Annotated in this window: 19 protein-coding genes; 10 read left to right on the forward strand and 9 right to left on the reverse strand. The window is 59.7% G+C overall.

What is annotated here, in order from left to right; genetic code table 11:
- Positions 1–109 precede the first annotated feature (109 nt).
- Complete coding sequence (locus tag DXD56_RS06150) at positions 110–847, forward strand: tRNA (N6-threonylcarbamoyladenosine(37)-N6)-methyltransferase TrmO (RefSeq protein ID WP_233524950.1); 738 nt, start codon at positions 110–112, stop codon at positions 845–847.
- 111 nt (positions 848–958) lie between these two features.
- Positions 959–2170 carry a MalY/PatB family protein gene (locus DXD56_RS06155; RefSeq protein ID WP_117640574.1) on the forward strand — a complete coding sequence of 404 codons (1212 nt, stop codon included), beginning with the start codon at positions 959–961 and terminating at the stop codon, positions 2168–2170.
- A 96-nt stretch (positions 2171–2266) separates the two neighbouring features.
- On the opposite strand, the gene DXD56_RS06160 is transcribed toward DXD56_RS06155, so the two are convergent.
- Positions 2267–2746 carry a pyridoxamine 5'-phosphate oxidase family protein gene (locus tag DXD56_RS06160; RefSeq protein ID WP_117630053.1) on the reverse strand — a complete coding sequence of 160 codons (480 nt, stop codon included), beginning with the start codon at positions 2744–2746 and terminating at the stop codon, positions 2267–2269.
- Positions 2747–2788: 42 nt separating this feature from the next.
- Positions 2789–5593 (reverse strand): transporter substrate-binding domain-containing protein, encoded by a 2805-nt coding sequence (locus DXD56_RS06165; RefSeq protein ID WP_158549361.1) that lies wholly within the window; start codon positions 5591–5593, stop codon positions 2789–2791.
- 249 nt (positions 5594–5842) lie between these two features.
- Here DXD56_RS06165 and DXD56_RS06170 point away from each other — a divergent pair, with 249 nt between their 5' ends.
- From DXD56_RS06170 to DXD56_RS06180, 3 genes are all read left to right on the forward strand, one after another.
- Complete coding sequence (locus DXD56_RS06170) at positions 5843–6268, forward strand: potassium channel family protein (protein ID WP_158549363.1); 426 nt, start codon at positions 5843–5845, stop codon at positions 6266–6268.
- A gap of 37 nt (positions 6269–6305) precedes the next feature.
- The gene (locus DXD56_RS06175; protein ID WP_117640577.1) at positions 6306–6839 is read left to right on the forward strand and encodes a TIGR00730 family Rossman fold protein; all 534 of its coding nucleotides are present in this window, start codon (positions 6306–6308) and stop codon (positions 6837–6839) included.
- Between the two features lie 125 nt (positions 6840–6964).
- Entirely contained in the window at positions 6965–8266 is a 1302-nt protein-coding gene (locus DXD56_RS06180; protein ID WP_117640578.1) for a chloride channel protein, read from the forward strand.
- Between the two features lie 94 nt (positions 8267–8360).
- On the opposite strand, the gene DXD56_RS06185 is transcribed toward DXD56_RS06180, so the two are convergent.
- From DXD56_RS06185 to DXD56_RS06200, 4 genes are all read right to left on the reverse strand, one after another.
- Positions 8361–9236, reverse strand: a complete 876-nt coding sequence (locus DXD56_RS06185) for an EamA family transporter (protein ID WP_117640579.1) — start codon at positions 9234–9236, stop codon at positions 8361–8363.
- Between the two features lie 68 nt (positions 9237–9304).
- Entirely contained in the window at positions 9305–10003 is a 699-nt protein-coding gene (locus tag DXD56_RS06190; protein ID WP_117640580.1) for an ABC-2 transporter permease, read from the reverse strand.
- Positions 10000–10881 (reverse strand): ABC transporter ATP-binding protein, encoded by an 882-nt coding sequence (locus tag DXD56_RS06195; protein WP_117640581.1) that lies wholly within the window; start codon positions 10879–10881, stop codon positions 10000–10002. The genes DXD56_RS06190 and DXD56_RS06195 overlap by 4 nt, the downstream gene beginning before the upstream one ends.
- Positions 10882–10904: 23 nt before the next feature.
- Positions 10905–11285, reverse strand: coding sequence for a GntR family transcriptional regulator (locus DXD56_RS06200; RefSeq protein WP_117640582.1), 381 nt, complete (start codon positions 11283–11285; stop codon positions 10905–10907).
- A gap of 215 nt (positions 11286–11500) precedes the next feature.
- Here DXD56_RS06200 and DXD56_RS06205 point away from each other — a divergent pair, with 215 nt between their 5' ends.
- From DXD56_RS06205 to DXD56_RS06215, 3 genes are all read left to right on the forward strand, one after another.
- Positions 11501–13114, forward strand: coding sequence for a peptide chain release factor 3 (locus tag DXD56_RS06205; protein WP_055286676.1), 1614 nt, complete (start codon positions 11501–11503; stop codon positions 13112–13114).
- Between the two features lie 156 nt (positions 13115–13270).
- The gene (locus DXD56_RS06210; RefSeq protein WP_233524951.1) at positions 13271–13993 is read left to right on the forward strand and encodes a VUT family protein; all 723 of its coding nucleotides are present in this window, start codon (positions 13271–13273) and stop codon (positions 13991–13993) included.
- Positions 13994–14002: 9 nt separating this feature from the next.
- Positions 14003–14683: an SDR family NAD(P)-dependent oxidoreductase gene (locus DXD56_RS06215; protein ID WP_117640583.1), complete on the forward strand. Its 681-nt coding sequence runs from the start codon at positions 14003–14005 to the stop codon at positions 14681–14683.
- A 54-nt stretch (positions 14684–14737) separates the two neighbouring features.
- Here the strand turns inward: DXD56_RS06215 and DXD56_RS06220 are convergent, their stop codons facing one another.
- Positions 14738–15463 (reverse strand): uracil-DNA glycosylase, encoded by a 726-nt coding sequence (locus tag DXD56_RS06220; protein WP_117640584.1) that lies wholly within the window; start codon positions 15461–15463, stop codon positions 14738–14740.
- 86 nt (positions 15464–15549) lie between these two features.
- Positions 15550–16452: a DMT family transporter gene (locus DXD56_RS06225; protein WP_117640585.1), complete on the reverse strand. Its 903-nt coding sequence runs from the start codon at positions 16450–16452 to the stop codon at positions 15550–15552.
- A gap of 158 nt (positions 16453–16610) precedes the next feature.
- On the opposite strand from DXD56_RS06225, the gene DXD56_RS06230 reads away from it, so the two are divergent.
- The gene (locus tag DXD56_RS06230; protein WP_117640586.1) at positions 16611–17477 is read left to right on the forward strand and encodes a LysR family transcriptional regulator; all 867 of its coding nucleotides are present in this window, start codon (positions 16611–16613) and stop codon (positions 17475–17477) included.
- Between the two features lie 27 nt (positions 17478–17504).
- Here the strand turns inward: DXD56_RS06230 and DXD56_RS06235 are convergent, their stop codons facing one another.
- The gene (locus DXD56_RS06235; RefSeq protein ID WP_117640587.1) at positions 17505–18887 is read right to left on the reverse strand and encodes an MATE family efflux transporter; all 1383 of its coding nucleotides are present in this window, start codon (positions 18885–18887) and stop codon (positions 17505–17507) included.
- A gap of 193 nt (positions 18888–19080) precedes the next feature.
- Between DXD56_RS06235 and DXD56_RS06240 the strand changes: the two genes are divergently transcribed.
- Positions 19081–19893 carry a putative RNA methyltransferase gene (locus tag DXD56_RS06240; protein ID WP_117640588.1) on the forward strand — a complete coding sequence of 271 codons (813 nt, stop codon included), beginning with the start codon at positions 19081–19083 and terminating at the stop codon, positions 19891–19893.
- Positions 19894–19919: the final 26 nt, after the last annotated feature.

Genomic DNA, 19919 nt, shown 5'->3' on the forward strand with positions numbered 1-19919 from the left:
GAATGTGGGAGGTGTTCGGATAAAGTCGATAATCAAGGGTTGCACGACGGGGACCGCGGCGAAGAATTGCGCGCAACACCCCACGCCTCCATGCCGTACAATGACCGGCATGGAACCTATTGCACACATACATACCGACCTGCCGCAGAAGTTCGGCATCCCACGCAACAGCTTTTTGGCGCCCCATCTGCAGGGACGCATCGTCTTTGAGCCGGAATTTGCCTCCAACGCTGCAGTTGAGGGTCTGGACTCCTTCTCTCACCTATGGCTGCTATGGTGCTTCGAAAACGGAACGCCCGGCGGCACGGCTAAGGACATAGCCGCCGATGCCAAAACGCAGGACAGGTCCGGCACCAACGCAAAATGGTCGAAAACCGTGCGCCCACCGCGTCTGGGTGGAGCCGAACGCGTGGGCGTGTTTGCCACGCGCAGTCCGTTTCGCCCTAATCCCATCGGGCTCACCTGCGTCAAGCTTGATCGTGTCGAGCTCACCGACGATGGTCCCATCATCCATGTGCTGGGGGCCGACCTGCGCGACGGTACGCCCATCTACGACATTAAGCCTTACATTCCGTTTGCGGACTGTCACCCGGATGCGACGGGCGGCTGGATTGAGGACGCGCCATGGCAAGAGCTCGATGTCGAGCTCCCGCAAGCGCTGCGGGACATGGTCCCGGACACAAAGCTCCCCGGCTTGATCGAGGTGCTTCGCCAAGATCCGCGCCGTGCGGGTAGCAAACACGAGCCAAACCGCGTTTACCATTTGGCTTACGCTGGGCTTGACATATCGTTTACGGTCGACGGAACCAGGTTGACGATAACCGCCATCAACGACGCGCGAGACTAACCAGCTACTCGTCCGCACCCGCCAAATTCAACGCCAAACCCCATGCCAAAACCGCCCATGCTGGTGGACAATAACGCCTACCGAAACAATCACTTTGCACGGGAGCTCAGCATGAAATACGACTTTACCTCGCTTATCGACCGCCACGGCATGGACGCCATCGCCGTTGACTCCTGGGGAGAAATTCCCGGCATGGCTCCGAACGCACCCGACGAGGGCTTCGACCGCATCCCCATGTGGGTAGCGGACATGAACTTTGCCACGGTGCCCACGGTCCAGGAGTACATCATTCAGCGCGCCCAGCATCCCATGTTTGGCTATTTCAATCCGCGCGACGAGTACTTCGACCGCATCATCGAATGGCAGACCCGCCGTAATGGCGTCGAAGGCCTGCTCCCTGAGCATATCGGCTACGAAAACGGCGTACTGGGCGGTGTCGTGTCGACGTTGCGCGCATATGTCCAGCCGGGCGATGCGGTGCTGGTCCACAGTCCCACCTACATCGGCTTTACCAAGTCCATCGAGGCCGTGGGCTATCGCATTGTCCACAGCCCGCTTAAGCTCGACGATCAGGGCGTGTGGCGCATGGATTTTGAGGACATGGAGCGCAAGCTCGCACAAAACCATATCCATGCCGCCGTGTTCTGCTCGCCGCACAATCCCTGCGGCCGCGTATGGGAGCGCGACGAGATCGAACGTGCCATGGACATCTATCGTCAGCACGATTGCGTGGTGATCTCGGATGAGATTTGGTCCGATATCATCCTGCCGGGCCACAAGCATATCCCGACGCAGTCGGTGAGCGAGGACGCCCACATGCGCACGGTTGCCCTCTACGCGCCCAGCAAGACGTTTAACCTGGCGGGCCTGGTCGGCAGCTACCACATCATCTATAACGAGACGCTGCGCGACCGCGTGTGCGCCGTGTCCGACAAGACCCACTACAACGAGATGAACGTCATCTCCATGCATGCGCTTATCGGTGCCTACCAGCAGCAGGGCTACGAGTGGCTCGATGAGCTCAATGAGGTCATCGAGGGCAACGTCGACTACTTCTGCAATTACGTGGACAAGCATTTTGCGGGCGTGTCCTATTCGCGTCCGCAGGGCACCTACATGGTGTTTCTGGACTGCACCGAGTGGTGCCGCGAGCATGGCCGCGATATTCAGTGGCTGCTCGACGAGGGGGCGCGCGTGGGCGTGGGGTATCAGGACGGCCGCCCGTTCCACGGGCCCTGCCACATTCGCGTGAATCTGGCGCTGCCGCTTTCGCGCGTAAGGGAGGCGTGCGACCGCCTGGACCGCTACGTTTTTGGGGTATAGGGGGCGCTCGATTCGAGTGCTGCCCCATGTGCCCACGCCGTCAAAATGCGTGGGCGCATGGGGCGCAGAGGGTAGCGAGCGCGTTTTTCGCATTCGCTACTTTTCCTGAATCTGCTTGCCGCAAAGATGCTCAATTGAAATCTCGTAGAGTTGGACGCCCTTGATGTCTTTGGCGATTTCTTCCTCGACTTCTTCGGCAGAAGGGTAGTACTTAAGCGCGAGCTGGCGGACTTTGTCCTCGATAAACGCAGGCGCTTCATCTACCAGGCGGCAACGGCCAAAGACCACGGTGCTCATGACGTAAGGAGCCCAGTCGCCGTCCTTGTACCACTCGTTGCCGTAAACGGTAAAGCAGACTTTATCGTCACGCCTGAGCGAATCGACCTTGTGGCCGGCCTTGGCGCCATGGAAATAAATCTTGTCGTGCTCGGCGTCAAAGAAGTAGTTGACGGGAATGGCATAGGGGTAGCCATCATCGCCGTTGACGGCAAAGACGCCGCGCTTACAGGTGGCGAGCAACTCGCGCGCTTCCTCGTCAGTGATGGCGCGTTTCTTTCGACGTAAGGGCCTAAACATCGTTGGCTTCCTTTCTGGCTGTGCATGGTGGTTGAGCACAAACTATAGCGAAACAGCCCCATTTTTCTTGATACAGGCGAGTATGTTTTTGAGCTTGCTAAAGTCGAGCGGTTTGGGCAGATGGGCGTTCATGCCGGCGTCGTGTGCCGCCTTGGCGTCTTCGGCAAAGGCGTTGGCGGTGAGCGCGATGATGGGGATGTCGGCCGCATCGGCCTTTTCGCTCAGGCGGATCGCCCGGGTTGCCTCGTAGCCGTCCATGCCCGGCATCATGATGTCCATCAGGATTGCATCGAAGCTGCCGGCGGGACGACCAACATATAGATCGACCGTTTCGTTGCCGTCGGCGGCGCGAGTCACGACGATGCCTTCGCTTTCGAGCAGAGCTTGGGCAATCTCGGCATTGAGTTCGTTATCTTCTGCCAAAAGGACGTTCATGCCGGCGAGTGAGCAGCTGCTTACCTGCGCGTCTGCACGTTCTTTTATCTGAGGGTTCTTGTCGATATCGAGCGGAATCCGGACGTCAAACGTACTCCCCACGCCAACCTCACTCGAAATCTCAATCGTGCCGCCCATCATATCGATGAGCGATTTGACGATAGACATGCCAATGCCGGTTCCTTGGAACTTGCTGCGCGCATCGTCGCCTTCCTGGGCAAACGGCTCGTAAATGTGTGCCAAAAACTCGGATGTCATACCAATGCCGGTATCCGAGACGCTAAAGCAAAACACGGCGTGCTCGTCGTCGACCGGTTTGATGGTCGATGAGAACGTGACGGTGCCTCCGTGCTTGTTGTACTTGATGCTGTTGTCGAGCAGGTTGACAAGGATCTGCCGAATATGGGTGGGGCTGCCGATCATATATTGGTCGACAGCGTAGGGCTCGCTGGTGTCGAGCATGGTTATGCCGCGGTCCGATGCGCGGAGCTTGCACAGTACGAGCGCATTGTCGCACAGCTCTTTAAGGTTGAATGATTCGTGCTCGAGCGTCACTTTGCGCTCCTCGATCCTGCCCATCTCGAGGATGTCGTTAATCAGTGACAGCAGGTGATTGGCGGCAACGCGCGCCTTGGCGCGGCTTTCGCGGGCGACCTGCATGTCGCCTTCTCTCAATTCCTCAATTTCGATAAGGCCCAGGATGCCGTTGAGCGGCGTGCGGATGTCGTGGCTCATGCGCGTGAGGAAAGCGGTTTTGGCGGCGTTGGCGGCATCGGCTTTCTGCCGTTCCTCCTGTGCGCGGTAAAGCGACCAGACAAGGATGACGATGCCGGTGAGCAAAATGCAAATGACGACTGCCGCAATGACGATGCGGTTGCGGTAGAGAAGTCGGAACGCATCCGATTCTTGCGCCGAGTACGATGTGGGGAAATAGCTGTTTGCAGAGAGCGATTCACCTGCATTGACGATGCCCTTATTGATGATTCCCAGCAGCTCGGGCTTGCCGCGCGAAATTAAACACGATAGTTGTGCCGTGTTGGTGAGTTCCTGTGTTTCGAAATCCTCGATGTCGTAGATGTCGCGGAGAGTTTCCAGGCGCGTGCTGGGGACAATGATGCAACGTGCCTTCCCCTCATCGAGGGCTTTGAGCACCTCGCCGTCATTCGAATACTCGGTTACCGTTGCGTTCGGAAAGAGACTTTCGAGCTCAAAACGGTTAACGATTGTGCTCTTTGTACAAGCGATGTTCTTAAGGTCGCTGTTCAGGTTTTTGCCACTGTGAATGGCGGTCAGCGAAACCGTTCCCATCGAGTTTGACTGGATGACCCCTGTCTGCTCGGCGAGCCAGTAGTCGCGAAACAACGGCAGGGCGACATCGATGGTCCCGTTGGAAAGGGCTTTGATCATTTGTTTGTTGCTCGAGAGTGCGATTGTTTTGACCGTAATGCCAAACTTGTCGTGCAACGTCGTTGCAAGCGAGGCGAGCGACCCTTCCATCTCGCCGTCGTCATTTTGCGTACAGTAGGGAAGTTGGTTTTTAAGATAGCCGATCGTGATGGTATTGCCGTTTTCTTTGAGCCAGGTGGTCTCGGGGCCGGTGAGCGATGACGAGCCACTGTTTTGGGTCGAGTAACTCGATTTGACTTCCTCGTTATAGCGCGGGTTATCGCGGGCGATGGTCGTCATGGCGGCGTTGATGTCGTTCATCAGATCAGGGCGGCTTTTGGGAACGGCAAAATAGTAGTCGCTCGAGCCTACGTAGAACATGGGTGACGCATCGGGCGACGAAATGGTGTCGTTCATGATGACGGCGTCGACCTCGCCGTCTGCAAGCGCCTCAAAGAGGGCACTGCCGGTGTCGATTTCTTTATAGGTGCAGGTAACGCCTTCGTCGGCGAGCCACTGCTGGCCGACGATAGTTTGCATAACGCCAGAGTTGCAGCCGATGGTGAGGCCTTGGAGCGCCTGGGGGTCACCCTTGGCCAGGTCGTCGCGGTCGGGCCTGGCGTAGATGTAGTAGCGCTCGGTGCCCTCGGGGTTCGAGGAAAAGAGCAGCTTCTGCTCGCGTTCTGCCGAATACGAGATGTTGGGCATGAGGTCGATTTCGCCTGCCTCGAGCATGTCCATAAGCTCGGAGAAGGTGCCGCTAACGTATTCGTATTGCCAGCCCTTTGTGTAATACGAGAGGGTCTGGAGGTACTCGTAGCCCCATCCCGAGAGGCGCTCGCCCGGCGTGCCTTCCTGGAAGCCTTTGTTGTTGACGAGCCAGCCAACGCGGACCGTCTTGACCTGCTGGTCGGAGTCGGCGGCAAAGGCGGGGGCAGGCATGACGGCGCTCAGCACGGTGAGTGCGGCAAGCGCGACAGCCAGGGTGCGGCGTAGGGCTAAGCGAAGGACGGCGGAAGGTTTCACATGAAATCCTATCGAGTTGAGACAGTTTCGCATAAGGATACCAGCTCAGCATGCTTAGTCGGCAGCTGAGCCGCTAAACGGTCCCGCCCGGCAGTTGGGACAGTTCCTAACTGCCGGTTGGGTAGTCATTGGGGACGTTCTTAAATGACTAGTCAAACAAGAACGTCCCCAATGACTGGTTCCGTTTGCGGGGGAGGCGTGGGACAATACCGAGCGAATGTGATTGGGCGTCTGGGAAAAGGGGTCGCGATGAACAAGTTGAGGACGCTTGCCGACGTGTTGCGCCAGGCTGGCTTTGCGCGCATCACGGGCCTGTTTCTCGTCTTCTATCTGCTGTGCTCGACGGCCGTCTGGCTGTCCGACCCTGCGACCCTTACGTTTGGCGATGGCCTCTGGTTTAGCTTTGAGACGGTCTCGACGATCGGCTTTGGTGATATCCCGGCCGAGACGCCGGTTGCCCGCGCTATCACCGTCGTCCTGAGCGTCATCAGCATCTTCTACATCGCCATGCTCACGGGCGTGGCAGTGAACTACTGCAATACGCTCATCAAGATGCGCCAAAAGGACACCATGGCGCGCTTTATGGACGATCTGGAGCATTTGGAAGAGCTCGACCGCGATGAGCTCGCCGACCTGTCGCGCCGCGTGCGCGAATATCGCCGACGCCAACGCTAGGGCGGGCGCCGCGCGTCACGATGAGGGGGACAAAAATATGAATATTACGGTATACCTGGGCGCCAGCGTCGGTAACGACCCGGCGTTTCTGCCTGCGGTGCGGCAGCTCGGCACATGGATTGGCTCCAACGGCCACGCGCTGGTATACGGCGGGTCCAAGTCGGGGCTGATGGGCGCGCTTGCCGATAGCGTGCTCGATGCCGGTGGACACGTGACCGGCGTGGAGCCAAGCTTTTTTATCGAGGCAGAGTTTCAACACGACGGTATTGACGACCTCATCGTGACGAGTGACATGGCCGAGCGTAAGGCCAAGATGATCGAGCTCGGCGACGCGTTCATCGCCTTCCCGGGCGGTACGGGCACGCTCGAGGAGATTGCCGAGGTCATGTCCGCCGTGTCGTTGGGGCACTTGAGTGCGCCGTGCATTCTGTACAACCTGGATGGGTACTACAACGACCTTAAGTCGCTGCTCGGGCGCATGATCGACAAGGGCCTATCGAGCCCGCAGCGCCAGACCGGCATCTACTTTGCCGACGACCTGCGTCAAATCGCATCGATTATCGGCGCCTAAGCCTTAGGCTCATCGCTCGTGCGGCACCCAACGGCACCGTTCGCGGCGTAGATGGTTAGCCCGCCCGAGGCCTGCTCGTCCTACAATAAAACGTATCTTTGTCGATTTGACCACGGGAGGTCCCGATGGATACCCTTGCAAAACCCAAAAACCGTGCGCTGTTCTTAGTGAGCGTGGCTGCGACCGGTGCGTTTGCGGGCGCCGCGGTCTGGCTGTTCTTCTTTGCGATGGAGCGCGGTATCGACTATCTATGGACCGAGATCCCGCATATGCTGGGCGTCGCTTCGCCCGAGCTCGCAAACGGCCCGTTTGGCTTTCTGCCGTACCCGTTTTTCGTCTGCCTCCTGGGCGGCCTGCTGATCGGTCTGTACGAAAAGATGACAGGTACCAAGACCGATGACCTCAACCAGGTGATGGCTAAGGTTAAGCAAGACGGACGCTACCCGTACGACAACCTCGGCAAGCTTTCGCTCGCGGCGTTGCTGCCCCTGCTGTTTGGCGGAAGTATTGGACCGGAGGCCGGCCTGACCGGCGTTATCGCGGGCCTGTGCAGCTGGGTCGGCGACCGCATGCGTCGCTTTGGCGCCGAGTTCAGGCAGCTCACGCTGCTGGGTACCCAGGCAGCGCTGACGGCGCTCTTCACCGCGCCCGTGTTTGGCTTTGTGGCGCCGCTTGCCGGTAGCGCCGACGGCCAGGGCGCTAATGACGATGAGTCCGCGTCCGATGAGATCACGATCAAGCTGCCCAAGGCGCAAAAGACCGTGGTCTACGGCATCGCGATTGCCGGCGGCCTGGGCACCTATCTGCTGCTCGGCCAGCTTATGGGCGGCGGTATGGGCATGCCGAGGTTCGAGGCCGCCCAAGTGGGCAACCTCGAGCTTGCCTGGCTTATTCCCCTGGCGCTCGTCGGCACGGCCTGTGGCTGGCTGTACTTTGTTTCGGAGCACGCGAGCGAGGCATTGGCCCACGCCATAGGGGAGCGCCCCGTCGTCAAGGCCATGCTGGCCGGTTTGGCGCTCGCCATCTGCGGCACGGTCCTGCCCTACACCATGTTTGCCGGCGAGACGCAGGCCGATGTGCTCATGGAAACCTATCTGACCATCCCCGCCGGCGTGCTTATCGCGACCGGTCTGGTCAAGGCTATGCTGACGCCCGCCCTCATCAACCTTGGTTGGCGTGGCGGCCACTTCTTCCCGGTTATCTTCTCGGGCGTAAGCCTGGGCTATGGCCTTGCCATCCTTACCGGCGCCGATCCGGTCTTTTGCGTCGCCGTCTGCACGGCCTCGACGATGGGCGCCGTTATGCGTCAGCCCGTCATGGTCGTGGGCTTGCTGCTCATGTGCTTCCCACTCAAGGGCATCGTCTGCATGATCATCGCCGCCGTCATCGCGGCAGGCATTCCGCTGCCCAAGCCGCTGCGCAAGTAGCACGGTGGCGCGCGGGCAATACAAACATCTCAAGCCCGGTGTGGGCGCTGTGTCACGGATTTGCGGGTGGACTGAATCTCGCCTGGCACCGACGCTACTTCCAAATCGCGAGCGCGGCGGTGCCCAGCACGATGAGGAAAAGGCCGATGGCGCTTCGATGCGACAGCTTTTCGTTGAAGGCCAGTCGTGCGAACAGCACCGATACGACAATCGATAGTTTGTCGATTTGCACGACGACGCTCACCTGGCCTGCAGCGATGGCGTAGTAGTACAGCAGCCACGACGCGCCGGTCGCAATGCCCGATGCCGCAAGAAATGCGAGTTCGCGCGGGTCAATGCGCGCGACCTGCTCCAGCTTTCCCTTGGCAGCCACGATTGCCCATGCCATAACAAGTACCACACAGGTGCGGATTGCCGTGGCCAGGTTTGACTCGACACCTTCGATGCCGATCTTGGCGAGGACGGAGGTGAGTGCCGCGAACACGGCGGCGCCGAGGGCGTAAGCGAGCCAGGCTCGGTCTTGCTTTTGCTCTGCGCCGACGGACTGCTTTTTCTCGATCATCAAAAACGTGCCGAGCGTGATAACTGCGGTTCCCACGAGCTTGACCGCCAGGTTGCCTGTCTCACCAAAAAGCACTATGGCGATCAGCACGGCGAGCACGGTGCTCATCTTGTCGACGGGTACAACCTTGTTGACGTCTCCGATGCTGAGCGCCTTAAAGTAACAGATCCACGAGGCGCCGGTGGCGAGTCCCGAGAGGGTGAGGAATAGCCAGGCTTTGGCGGGAATGGCGCCGATTGCTCCGATGGATCCAGAAATGCCCGCCATTGCCCAGGCAAATACGAGCACCACGCAAGTACGGATGGCGGTTGCAACGTCGGAGTCGGTGTGCCTGATGCCGCATTTGGCCAAAATGGATGTGATGCCGGCAAAGAAAGCTGATGCAAATGCTGCTGTAACCCACGACACGGGTTGAGCGCCTCCTCATAAAAGACCGCGCCAGATCTGCGGCGCATGCCCGATGATACCGCGCTTGCCTACAGGTCGCGTGCTCGATAGACCTTGGTACTGATGGCGCAACTCAGTGCAAAGAGCACGAGGGCCAGCACGGCAATTCCTGCGCACAGGCAGCCGAGGACGGCAGGATCGGGATTCGCCCCAGCAATCGACATGAGCCAGTTGCTGATGGGGTTGGAGGAGCTCAGCGTGGCCATGGCAAGGCATCCGAGCAGGGCAAACAGGCCGACGGAAAGGCGCAGCGCCTCCATGTGTCCAAATCGAAAGAACAGCGGCTGTGCCAGAAACACCATCATGAGGGAGATGAGCATCGATGCGGCGGAGGCTATTGTGGTCTCAAAGACGATCTGTCCCGTCGAGGGCATGCCCGTGTGATCGAAGAACGGAAGAGTGATGGTGCTCAAAAGCACGGTCGCGCACGCCATGATGGCCGAGAAGGCAACAATGCAGAGGTAACGTGCGCAGATGATGTCTTTGCGCGAGAGGGGCAGCGTTGCCCGATAGCGCTCCCATCCGTTTTGATTGTCGTAGCCGGCCAGCGAGTTCATGACCACGATGGGCGACATGGCACTGACCGCGCAGGCGCCGGCGCTCATACTGGCATCGCCATCCGATGCGTTGGCGAGGGTCAGTACGACGAAGATGAACAGGCCGACGCCCGCGATGCTCGGGACAAGCGTGCGGACGATGGCGAGCTCAGACATAAAGGCGCGTTTCATTTCGAAGCCCCTTTCAGTATGAGGCGAAGATAGTCATCAATGGTTGCCCGGTCGCAGGGAATCTCGGGGAAGGCCTCGAGCGCCTCGCGACGGTTGGGTACGAGCACGTCCACGCTATAGGCGTGGTGGGCGGCACGGGCGCCTTCGACGCAAGCCATAAGCTCTGTGGCCTGTGCTTGGGTGCAGTGGGCGATGCCGGCTCGGTCGGTAATGTCCTCGCGCGGCAGGTCAAACACAATCGAGCCGTTATCGATGCAGATGACGCGGTCGGCAGTGCGATCGAGGTCGGATGTAATGTGGCTCGAGAGCAGCACGCTGTGCTGGCCGTCGGCGACAAAGGTAAGCAACTCGTCGAGCAGTTCCTCGCGCGCCATGGGATCGAGACCCGCGGTGGCTTCGTCCAAAACGAGCAGCTTGGCATTGTGGCTGAGCGCACAGGCGAGCTGCAGCTTCATGCCCATGCCGCGGGAGAGGTCCTTGACCTTCGTCTTGGGATCGAGGCCAAATCGGTCGATGAATCCGGCGAACGTTTCGCAGCTCCACGTGGGGTATGCCGGGCCTACGAGCTTCTCGACCTGGCCCACCTTGAGCGTGGAGGGGAAGGGACACGTGTCCAGGACAAGCCCGATGCGGGAGCGCAGGTGGCGCTGCGTCTCGTCGGGCGCGTTGGCGTCGCAGCGCTGTCCAAGCAGATGCACCTCGCCGGCATCGGGCTTTATAAGCCCAAGCGCGGCGCGAATGGTCGTCGTCTTGCCGGCGCCATTTGCGCCCACAAAGCCAACGATCTGGCCGGGCTCCACGGCAAGCGTGACGTCGCGCAGTGAAAAGCGGTCGCTCACGCGGCGCGATACACCTTTGAGTTCTAGCAACTTTTGCATGGTATAGCCTTTCTTGCAGATGGCTACTGCATGGTTTCGGGGGCTACGAGGTCGAGCATCTCGTGCAGCTTGTCGCGCGTGACGCCCAAGGCTTCGGCTTGGCTCGCCGCTTTCGCAAGCAGCTCTTCGATATGGCAGAGCTGGTTTTCGCGCAAGAGTTCTTGGTTGCCCTCGGCGACAAAACAGCCCTTGCCCTGCACGGTGCAGATAAAGCCGAGTTGCTCCAGGTCGGCGTAGGCGCGCTTGGTGGTGATGACACTCACGCCAAGATCGCTCGCGAGTGCACGGATGCTGGGGAGTTTGGCTCCCGCAGCGAGCGCGCCCGAAAGGATCTGAGCTTTGACTTGCGAGGCTATTTGCTCGTAGATGGGCTTGTCGCTCGAATTGGATAGGATGATGTCCACAGCGGCTCCTTAGCTGTTGGGCTACACGTGTATATAACCGGTAAGCACAGTATATATACACTATGTACAGTTACGCAAGAGACAAATTCGGATTGGGCCGGCTACCCAGGCCCCAACTGATGAATTTGTCCTGATAGGCGCCCTAGAGCGGGATTTCGCGGCTACAATAGTGCGGTTACATCGACGTAATGCACTCAATGCAAGAAAGGATCCGCATGGCAAGCCTGTCGGATGAAATCTCGTCGCGCCGCACATTCGCGATCATCAGCCACCCGGACGCCGGTAAGACCACGCTTACCGAGAAGCTGCTGCTCTATACCGGCAGCATCCAGACTGCCGGTTCGGTCAAGGGCAAGAGCTCGGCCAAGCACGCCGTCTCGGACTGGATGGACATCGAGAAGGAGCGCGGCATTTCCGTTACCTCCTCGGTGCTGCAGTTCACCTATAATGGCGCCTGCGTCAACATCCTCGATACCCCCGGCCACCAGGACTTCTCGGAGGATACCTACCGTACCCTTATGGCCGCCGACGCCGCAGTCATGGTCATCGACGGCGCTAAGGGCGTCGAGGCCCAGACCAAAAAGCTCTTTAAGGTCTGTACGCTGCGCCATATTCCCATCTTCACCTTTGTGAATAAGCTCGACCACGAGGCTCGCGATCCGTTTGAGCTCATGGAAGAGATCGAGAACGTCCTGGGAATCAATACGTATCCCATGAACTGGCCGATCGGCAGCGGCCGCAACTTCCGCGGCGTGTTCGACCGTCAGACCCGTCGCGTTATCGCCTTTGAGGGCGACGGCCACGCCAACGCCACCAAGAAGGTCGCCGAGGTCGAGGCCGAGCTGGGCGATCCTTCCATGGACGAGCTTATTGGCGAAGAGAACCATAAGAACCTGATGGACGACATCGAGCTGCTCGATGGCGCCGGCGACGAGCTCGACTTGGATGCCGTGGCCTGCGGCAAGCTGAGCCCGGCGTTCTTTGGCTCGGCGCTCACCAACTTTGGCGTGGAGCCCTTCCTCAAGGAGTTCCTGCGTCTGGCCCCGACGCCGCGCGCCTATACCGATACGCTCACCAGCGAACCGGTCGATCCCTGCCGCGATGACTTTAGCGGCTTTGTGTTTAAGATCCAGGCCAATATGGACAAGAACCACCGCGACCGCATCGCCTTTGTGCGCATTTGCTCGGGCAAGTTCGAGCGTGGCATGGACGCCTTCCACGTGCAGGGCAACCGCAAGCTTAAGCTTGCTACGGGCACGTCGATGATGGCCGATGACCGCGCCATCGTGGACGAGGCGTACGCGGGCGATATCGTGGGCCTGTTCGACCCGGGTATCTTTAGCATCGGCGACACCGTGTGCTCCGGCAAGCGCCACGTGCAGTATCCGCAGATCCCGACGTTTGCCCCCGAGATGTTCGCCCGCATTACGCAGGTCGACACGCTCAAGCGCAAGCAGTTCGTCAAGGGTATGGAGGAGCTTGCCCAGGAGGGTGCCATCCAGATCTTCCGCGAGCTGGGTGCCGGCATGGAGAGCGTCATCGTGGGCGTGGTCGGTGTGCTGCAGTTTGAGGTACTCGAGCGCCGCCTCAAGGCCGAGTATCGTGTTGAGGTCCGTCGCCAGCCGCTGCCCTATACGGACATCCGCTGGATTCAGAACGACCCCGATACCATTGATATCCCGGGCCTTTCGCTCACGCGTGACACGCTGCGCGTCGAGGACATGCGCGGCGGTAAGCTGCTGCTGTTCACGAGCCCGTGGAACGTGGATTGGGCAACCGATCACAACCCCGATCTTATCCTGTCGGAGTTTGGCAACGTAGCCTTTTAATGCATCGGCGCGGTGGCCCTGTGGGGCTGCCGCGCCGTTTGCTTGCCTGATGCCGTGTGAGCGGCTATTATACCCATCGTCGTCTCAAGCCCGTGACGTCCGAGCAGTTCGGGTCCGATATCCTGCTCGTTAAACCTAAAACCAAAGGAGTACATAATGATCAAGAAGGTCATGGAGGACTACAAGGTCCTGTTGCGGAGCATTCCCGCGGCAACGGTTTCGCTGTTTTTCGTGAGTGTCATCATGATGAACCTGCTGGCCAACAAAGAGCTTATCAGCCTGCCGTATCTGGCACTCGATTGCGGCTTTGTGGTGAGCTGGGTTTCGTTTTTGTGCCAGGACATGATCTGCAAGCGCTTTGGCGCCAAGGCATCCATCAAAATCTCTGTCCTCGCGCTGCTGGTCAACCTGGCCGTGAGCCTGTGCTTTTGGGCGTGCTCGCTCACGCCCGGCATGTGGGGCGCTTACTACGACACGGGCATGATCGAGGTCAACACTGCCCTTAACGCCACCATTGGCGGCACCTGGTACGTGGTGCTGGGCTCTTCGCTGGCAATGCTCGTTTCTGCCGTGGTTAATTCCACGCTCAACCAGTCGCTCGGCCGTATGCTCAAAAAGAATAACTTTGCGAGCTTTGCCTTCCGCTCTTATGTGTCCACGGGTGTTGGCCAGTTTATCGACAACTTGGTCTTTGCCATTGTGGTGAGCCACACGTTCTTTGGTTGGACCTGGGTGCAGGTCCTTATGTGCTCGCTGACCGGTGCTGTTGCCGAGCTGCTGTGCGAGGTCTTTCTGAGCCCCGTGGGCTATAAGGTCGTGCGCGGCTGGGAGCGCGAGAATGTGGGCTCCGAGTACCTCGAGCGCCACGCAACCGCCTAAGGAGCAAGTATGCGGGTTTTGATCACGGGCGCTTCGGGCGGTATCGGAGCCGCGTGCGTGCAGCGCTTTTTGGACGAGGGCCACGAGGTCGTGGGCTTTGACCTGCTGCCGGCGGCGATCGAACACGAGCGCTACCGGCATCTGATTGTTGATGTCCGCGAACCGGACTCGTTTCCAGACGACCTTGAACCACAGGTAATCGTAAACGTTGCCGGCACGCAGGATTCGGCCGACGACATCGCTGCCAACCTGCGTGGCACCATCAACGTGACCGAGTGCTATGCCTTTGTGGGGGAGGGGCTTGCCGCCAAGCCGGCGCCGGCTATCAAATCCGTGGTCAATGTGGGGTCGGCGAGCGGACATACGGGATCGGAGTTTCCTGTCTATGCTGCCAGCAAGGGCGGCGTTATCGCCTACACCAAAAACCTTGCAAACCGCCTGGCGCCGCAGGCCATCGCCAACAGTGTGGACCCGGGCGGCGTTATCACGCCGCTCAACCGTTGCGTGATGGAAGACGAGCGCCTGTGGAACCAGATTATGGAGCTCACGCCGCTTAAGCGCTGGGCCACCGCCCAAGAGATCGCCGAGTGGATCTACTTTGTGGGCGTGACCAACCGGTTTATGACCGGGCAGAGCCTGCTGATCGATGGCGGCGAGGCCGGCCGCACACAGTTTATTTGGCCCGAATAGGAAACGCGCCCGATGGCAAGATCGCTGTCGGGCGCGTTTTTGATGTATCGATTTTTAGCCGAGGCAAGTCCAGTTGACGGGGGTCGAGCCGTACTGTTCGAGTAGCCGATTGGCTGCTGAGAAGGGGCGCGATCCCATAAAAGCGGGGAGTTCTGCCGTGGCGCGGTTTGCCGAAAGCGGCGAAGGGTGTGTGGAGGCCAGGCAGAACTTGCTGCTTTCCCTGTCCGCGCCGGTCGCGGCGAGCTTGCCCTCGACCATCTGCTGGGCAAAGCGGCCCCATGCCAAAAAGACGACCGGCTGGGGCAGCTGGCAGCAGCGCTGAATAACGTAGTCGGTGAGCGTGCTCCAGCCCAGCTTGGCGTGCGAGTTCGCGGCATGTTCGCGCACGGTGAGCGTCGTGTTGAGAAGCAGGACGCCCTGTTGTGCCCAGGGGGTTAGGTCTCCCGTGGCGGGAATGGGGCAGCCCAGATCGGCGTTGAGTTCCTTATAGATGTTGCGCAGGCTCGGCGGCAACTTGGTTTGCGTCGCAGGCACCGAGAAAGACAGACCCATGGCCTGGTTGGGTCCGTGATAGGGGTCTTGACCCAAGATGACTACCTTGACCAGGTCGGCCGGGGTGTAGGCGAGGGCATTGAGGATGTCGTCTTGTGCCGGGTAGATGGTCTGCTCGGCACGCAGGAGGGCGATGCGCTCGAGCAGCTGGTTCGTAGTGTCACGTACCGGCTGCGGCGCATCGCCCAACCAAGTTGCTATGTTGCGGTCGCGAGTTACAGCGTCCATAGAACTCCTTTAGGGCAGATGCTATGTTGGCATCTATTGTAAAGGCGTCCAGAGACCTTTATGCCACGGCTGCATGAGGAGTGGGCCTACGAGACGTGCTCGGGCGCTCCTGCCATACGAGCGTGCCCATGTGCGCGAAGGCGCGGAAGCTCGACGGTTGCCACCATGACGCCGGTGAGGATGAGGGCGGCGCCAAAGAAGGCGATGGGGCTCAGGACCTCGCCGACCAGGAAGAACGAGAAGACGGCGGAGCAGACCGGCTCGAGCGAGAAGGCGAAGCCGGTGGTCTCGGCAGGTACGTGGGGCTGCACGAGCGTCTGGGTGATAAAGCCGTAGGCAGAGCAGATGAGTGCAAGCGCAACGACAACGACGATCTCGTTCGGCGTGCTGGGAAGCGTGAAGCCGCCAAAGGTACATGCGGCGATGCCCGAGAACAAGCCACCGAAGCCCAGCTGCCAAACGCCCAGAGCCAGCGGATCGACTTCCTCGACAAAGCGCTTGGCTACGATAATGTGGCCGGCATAGATAAAGGCCGAGAGCAGCATGATGATCGCGCCGGGATTCAGGCTGGTAAAGTCGGCGCCCGAGAGCAGCAACATGCCGCAGGTGACGATGGCGGTGCCGATGAGCACCTTGCGCTCGGGGGCGCGACGCAGCAGGGCCGCGTTGGCAAACGGCACGATCACGACCGTCAGGCTCTGCAAAAAGCCGGCGGTGGAGGCAGAAGTGAGGCTGGAGCCCAGGCACATGCAGGTGATCTCGGTTGCCATGATGGCGCCGATGATGGCGGCGCGGACCATCAGGTCACGGTTGATGCGCACCGCGTGCTTGTGGAAGAGCAGCAGGCAGGCCGCAAAGGCGATGATGCAGCGCAACGCAACGATGCTCGTGGCATTCATGCTGTCCATGCCGATCTTCATGAGGGGGTACGAAAAGCCCCATGCGACGGGAACGGAAAATGAGAGCGCGATTGCTTTTTTGCGATCCATGGGACTCCTTTTGTTACAGAACGGTTTCGCAAAAAGGATTCTGCTCCCAGATATGGATGTAGTAAAGCGAATGTATCTTCAGTATGATTAAGAAGTACTAATGTTGGAAGAAAAAGCCCTGGCAAAACGTTTTACGGCTACATCGATGTGGAGGCACGATGGCATCGCGGTATCAGATTGTATGTATGGTGGTCGATTGCGGCAGCCTGAAACGTGCCGCCGACGAGCTGGGCTATACGCAAAGCGCGGTGAGCCAGGCCGTCAAGGCGCTCGAGCGCGAGCTGGGCACCACGATTATCGAGCGTGGCAAGCAGGGCGTCTCGCTTACGCGCGACGGCAAACAGTATCTGCCGTATCTGCGCCAAATCGTAACTGCCGAGGCCGAGCTTGAGGGCAAGCGCCAGGAGTTGCTGGGGCTTTCGTCGACCGACATTCGCATTGCGACGTTTACCAACGTGAGTCGTACTGTGTTGCCGCGTGTGATCCGCGACTTTGGGGCCCTGCATCCGGGCGTGCGCTTTGCCCTCAAGCAGGGCGATTACACGCGCAATGCCCAGTGGGTGCACGATGGCGTGGTCGACTTTTGCTTTACAGCGCGTGGATTTACCGAGGGGCTCGAGAAACGCGTGGTCTATCACGACGAGCTGGTGGCGCTGTTGCCAGCCGTCCATCCACTGGCGGCAAAGGAAAAGGTGACGCTTGCCGACCTGGCGTCCGAACCTTTTGTGCTGCTGGATGAGGGCGAACAGAGTCTGGTGCTCGATGCGTTTGCCGCGCACGGGCTATCGCCGCATGTGACGAGTGAGGTCACCGATGACTACACCATTATGGCGATGGTGGAGGAGGGCCTCGGTGTGAGCATGCTCTACCGCCGTACCGTCGAGGGCATGCGGGCCGATATTTGTGTGCGCCCCATCGTGCATGCTCCCTCGCGCGACGTCGTGGCGGCTTGGCGCAGCTGGGACACCATGCCTATCGCCACGAGGCGCTTTATCGACTATATGAGCTCGCATATTGTCAATTAATGACTGGCGTGGCGTTGAGTGTGGTGATTAGCGGGCTGTCGCTTTGGCTTGCGTCAGACGGTAGGTGTGTGCCGGATGGCAGAGCAATACCCCCACGACCATAAAGAACGCCGTGGTGCCCAGGCTGATGGGGTAGACCATCATGATGTTCGCAAAGGTGCGGAAGTGCGGGAACACGCAGAATACCCAGTAGAAGCGGATGCCGCAGACACAGATCATGGTGATGAGGGCGGGCATGAGCGAGATGCCAAAGCCGCGCAGGTAGCCGGACATATTCTCGTAGAACATGCTAAAGGCGTATGCCGGGAAGATCGAGCACACACGGATATAGCCGATCGAGACGATGTTGGGGTCGCTGTTGAACAGCGCCAGGATCTCGCGCCCCAGACCGACGATGATGACGATGGTGGTGAGTGCGACGATGCCGCCTTCGACCAGGCAGACCTTGAGCGTCTTGGTGCAGCGGTCGATCTGGTGAGCGCCGTGGTTTTGCCCCACAAAGGTGGTGCAGGCCTGGCTAAAGCTGTTGAGCAGGTTGTAGCACACGTACTCCAGGCTCATGGCAGCGCTGGATGCCGCCATGACCTCGGTGCCCAGGCTGTTGATGGCGGACTGGATGATGATGTTGGCGACGGCAAAGACGGCGCTTTGGATGCCGGCGGGCAGGCCGATCTTGACGATGCGCTTGAGGGCGACGGGGTCGATAGCCAGATCGCGCAGGGTGACGCGGACGACGGAATCGGTCTTGAGCAGACGGATAAAGAGCGTGACTGCGCTGACGGTATAGGCGATGGCGGTGGCGATGGCGACACCCGCGACGCCCCAGTGGAGCACGGGGACAAAGATGAGGTCCAGGCCAATGTTGAGGACGGTGGACACGGCAAGCGCCTGCAGCGGCATGCGGGTGATGCCGACGGAGCGGAAGATTGCGGCCTCAAAGTTGTAGAGCAAGATTGAGGGCATGCTGAGCAAAAAGACGCGCAGGTAGAGCGATGCGAGCGGCATGGTTTCGTCAGGGACGTTGAGCGCGGCGAGCATGGGTTCGGCAAAGATCTCGCCCAGCGCGATGACGACAAAGCCCACGAGTGCCATCAGAATCGAGGTATGGACGGCGCGCTTGACCATGTTCTGATCGTTGCGGCCGATGGCGTTGGCGATGACCACGTTGGAGCCAAGCGACAGGCCAATAAACAGGTTGATCATAAGGCTGGTAAGGGGAACATTGGAGCCGACCGCCGCCATGGCGAGGGTTCCCTGGTCGCCCGAGAAGTTACCGATGATGACCGTGGCGATGAGGTTCGACAGCTGCTCAAGGATGCTCGTGGCGGCGACGGGAAAGGCGAACAGGGGAATATTGCGCCACAGCGAGCCGGTGGTCATGTCGATGTGCTTAGATGCGGTGTCTGCCATACGCTCTCAATCTCTAACATGCTCATTCGTGCTTATTTGCGCAGACGATGATACTCCTAAGCGCGGGTAGTCTTTTTGGGACGGGGCTGTTTTAGCTATCCCGGCAGGCAATCGGCCAAAACGTCCCCAATGACTAGGTGGGGGAGGCGTGCGACAATGGTGGGCGTTGTGTTGTTCGCGCTAAGGAGTTGCCATGTTGTTGTGTCCTGTTTGCCATGAGCCTTTGGTGGACGACGAGCGCGGTGCTGCATGTGCGGGCGGACACCGGTTTGACCGTGCGCGCGAGGGCTATCTGTATCTGCTGCGCTCGTCCAAGAGCGGCGACTCCATGGGCGATCCCAAGTCGCAGGCGCGCAGCCGTCGTGACTTTCTGAACCGCGGATACTATGCGCCGTTGCGCGACGCGATGGTTGAGCTGGTACGCGAGCGGGTGTCTGGGCGTGCGGTGTCTACGGGCACCCCCATGACCTTGCTCGATATTTGCTGCGGCGAGGGCTACTACACCAGCGCCATGGGTGCGGTGCCGGGCGTGGACGCTTACGGGTTCGACTTGGGCAAAGAGATGGTGCGCCTGGCCGCCAAGCGCGGCGATGCGACCTACTTTGTGGCCAATATGAAGGACATCCCCGTGGCCGATGGCGCCTTCGATATGGTGACCGAGCTCTTCGCTCCCTTTAACGAGCGTGAGTTTGCCCGCGTGCTGGCGCCAGAGGGCTCGCTCTATACCGTGGTGCCGGGTGCTCGGCATCTGCTTGGGCTCAAGGAGGTGCTCTACGACACGCCATATCTCAACGACGAGAAACTGCCGAAGACTACCGAGCTCGAGTTGGTCGGGACGCGGCGGGTGTCTGCGAACATTACGCTCCAGACGCAGGCCGACATCGAGGCGGTGTTCCAGATGACGCCGTACTACTACCGCACGCGCCCTGCCGACAAAGAGCGCCTGGCAAATCTGGACACCCTTCAGACCGACATCGACTTCATCATCGCCGAGTACCGCCACTAACCTACCAAAAAGGGACAGGTTTATTT

The organism is Collinsella sp. TM06-3, assembly GCF_003436395.1.
In the GTDB taxonomy this organism is placed as follows: domain Bacteria; phylum Actinomycetota; class Coriobacteriia; order Coriobacteriales; family Coriobacteriaceae; genus Collinsella.

Bases quoted from the DNA above. Each gene is read 5' to 3' on its own strand.
- DXD56_RS06220 (WP_117640584.1), bottom strand. From the start codon at position 15,463: ATGGACGCTGTAACTCGCGACCGCAACATAGCAACTTGGTTGGGCGAT.
- DXD56_RS06155 (WP_117640574.1), top strand. From the start codon at position 959: ATGAAATACGACTTTACCTCGCTTATCGACCGCCACGGCATGGACGCC.
- DXD56_RS06150 (WP_233524950.1), top strand. From the start codon at position 110: ATGGAACCTATTGCACACATACATACCGACCTGCCGCAGAAGTTCGGC.
- DXD56_RS06190 (WP_117640580.1), bottom strand. From the start codon at position 10,003: ATGAAACGCGCCTTTATGTCTGAGCTCGCCATCGTCCGCACGCTTGTC.
- DXD56_RS06170 (WP_158549363.1), top strand. From the start codon at position 5,843: ATGAACAAGTTGAGGACGCTTGCCGACGTGTTGCGCCAGGCTGGCTTT.
- DXD56_RS06195 (WP_117640581.1), bottom strand. From the start codon at position 10,881: ATGCAAAAGTTGCTAGAACTCAAAGGTGTATCGCGCCGCGTGAGCGAC.
- DXD56_RS06160 (WP_117630053.1), bottom strand. From the start codon at position 2,746: ATGTTTAGGCCCTTACGTCGAAAGAAACGCGCCATCACTGACGAGGAA.
- DXD56_RS06210 (WP_233524951.1), top strand. From the start codon at position 13,271: ATGATCAAGAAGGTCATGGAGGACTACAAGGTCCTGTTGCGGAGCATT.
- DXD56_RS06235 (WP_117640587.1), bottom strand. From the start codon at position 18,887: ATGGCAGACACCGCATCTAAGCACATCGACATGACCACCGGCTCGCTG.
- DXD56_RS06225 (WP_117640585.1), bottom strand. From the start codon at position 16,452: ATGGATCGCAAAAAAGCAATCGCGCTCTCATTTTCCGTTCCCGTCGCA.
- DXD56_RS06230 (WP_117640586.1), top strand. From the start codon at position 16,611: ATGGCATCGCGGTATCAGATTGTATGTATGGTGGTCGATTGCGGCAGC.
- DXD56_RS06205 (WP_055286676.1), top strand. From the start codon at position 11,501: ATGGCAAGCCTGTCGGATGAAATCTCGTCGCGCCGCACATTCGCGATC.
- DXD56_RS06240 (WP_117640588.1), top strand. From the start codon at position 19,081: ATGTTGTTGTGTCCTGTTTGCCATGAGCCTTTGGTGGACGACGAGCGC.
- DXD56_RS06175 (WP_117640577.1), top strand. From the start codon at position 6,306: ATGAATATTACGGTATACCTGGGCGCCAGCGTCGGTAACGACCCGGCG.
- DXD56_RS06215 (WP_117640583.1), top strand. From the start codon at position 14,003: ATGCGGGTTTTGATCACGGGCGCTTCGGGCGGTATCGGAGCCGCGTGC.
- DXD56_RS06180 (WP_117640578.1), top strand. From the start codon at position 6,965: ATGGATACCCTTGCAAAACCCAAAAACCGTGCGCTGTTCTTAGTGAGC.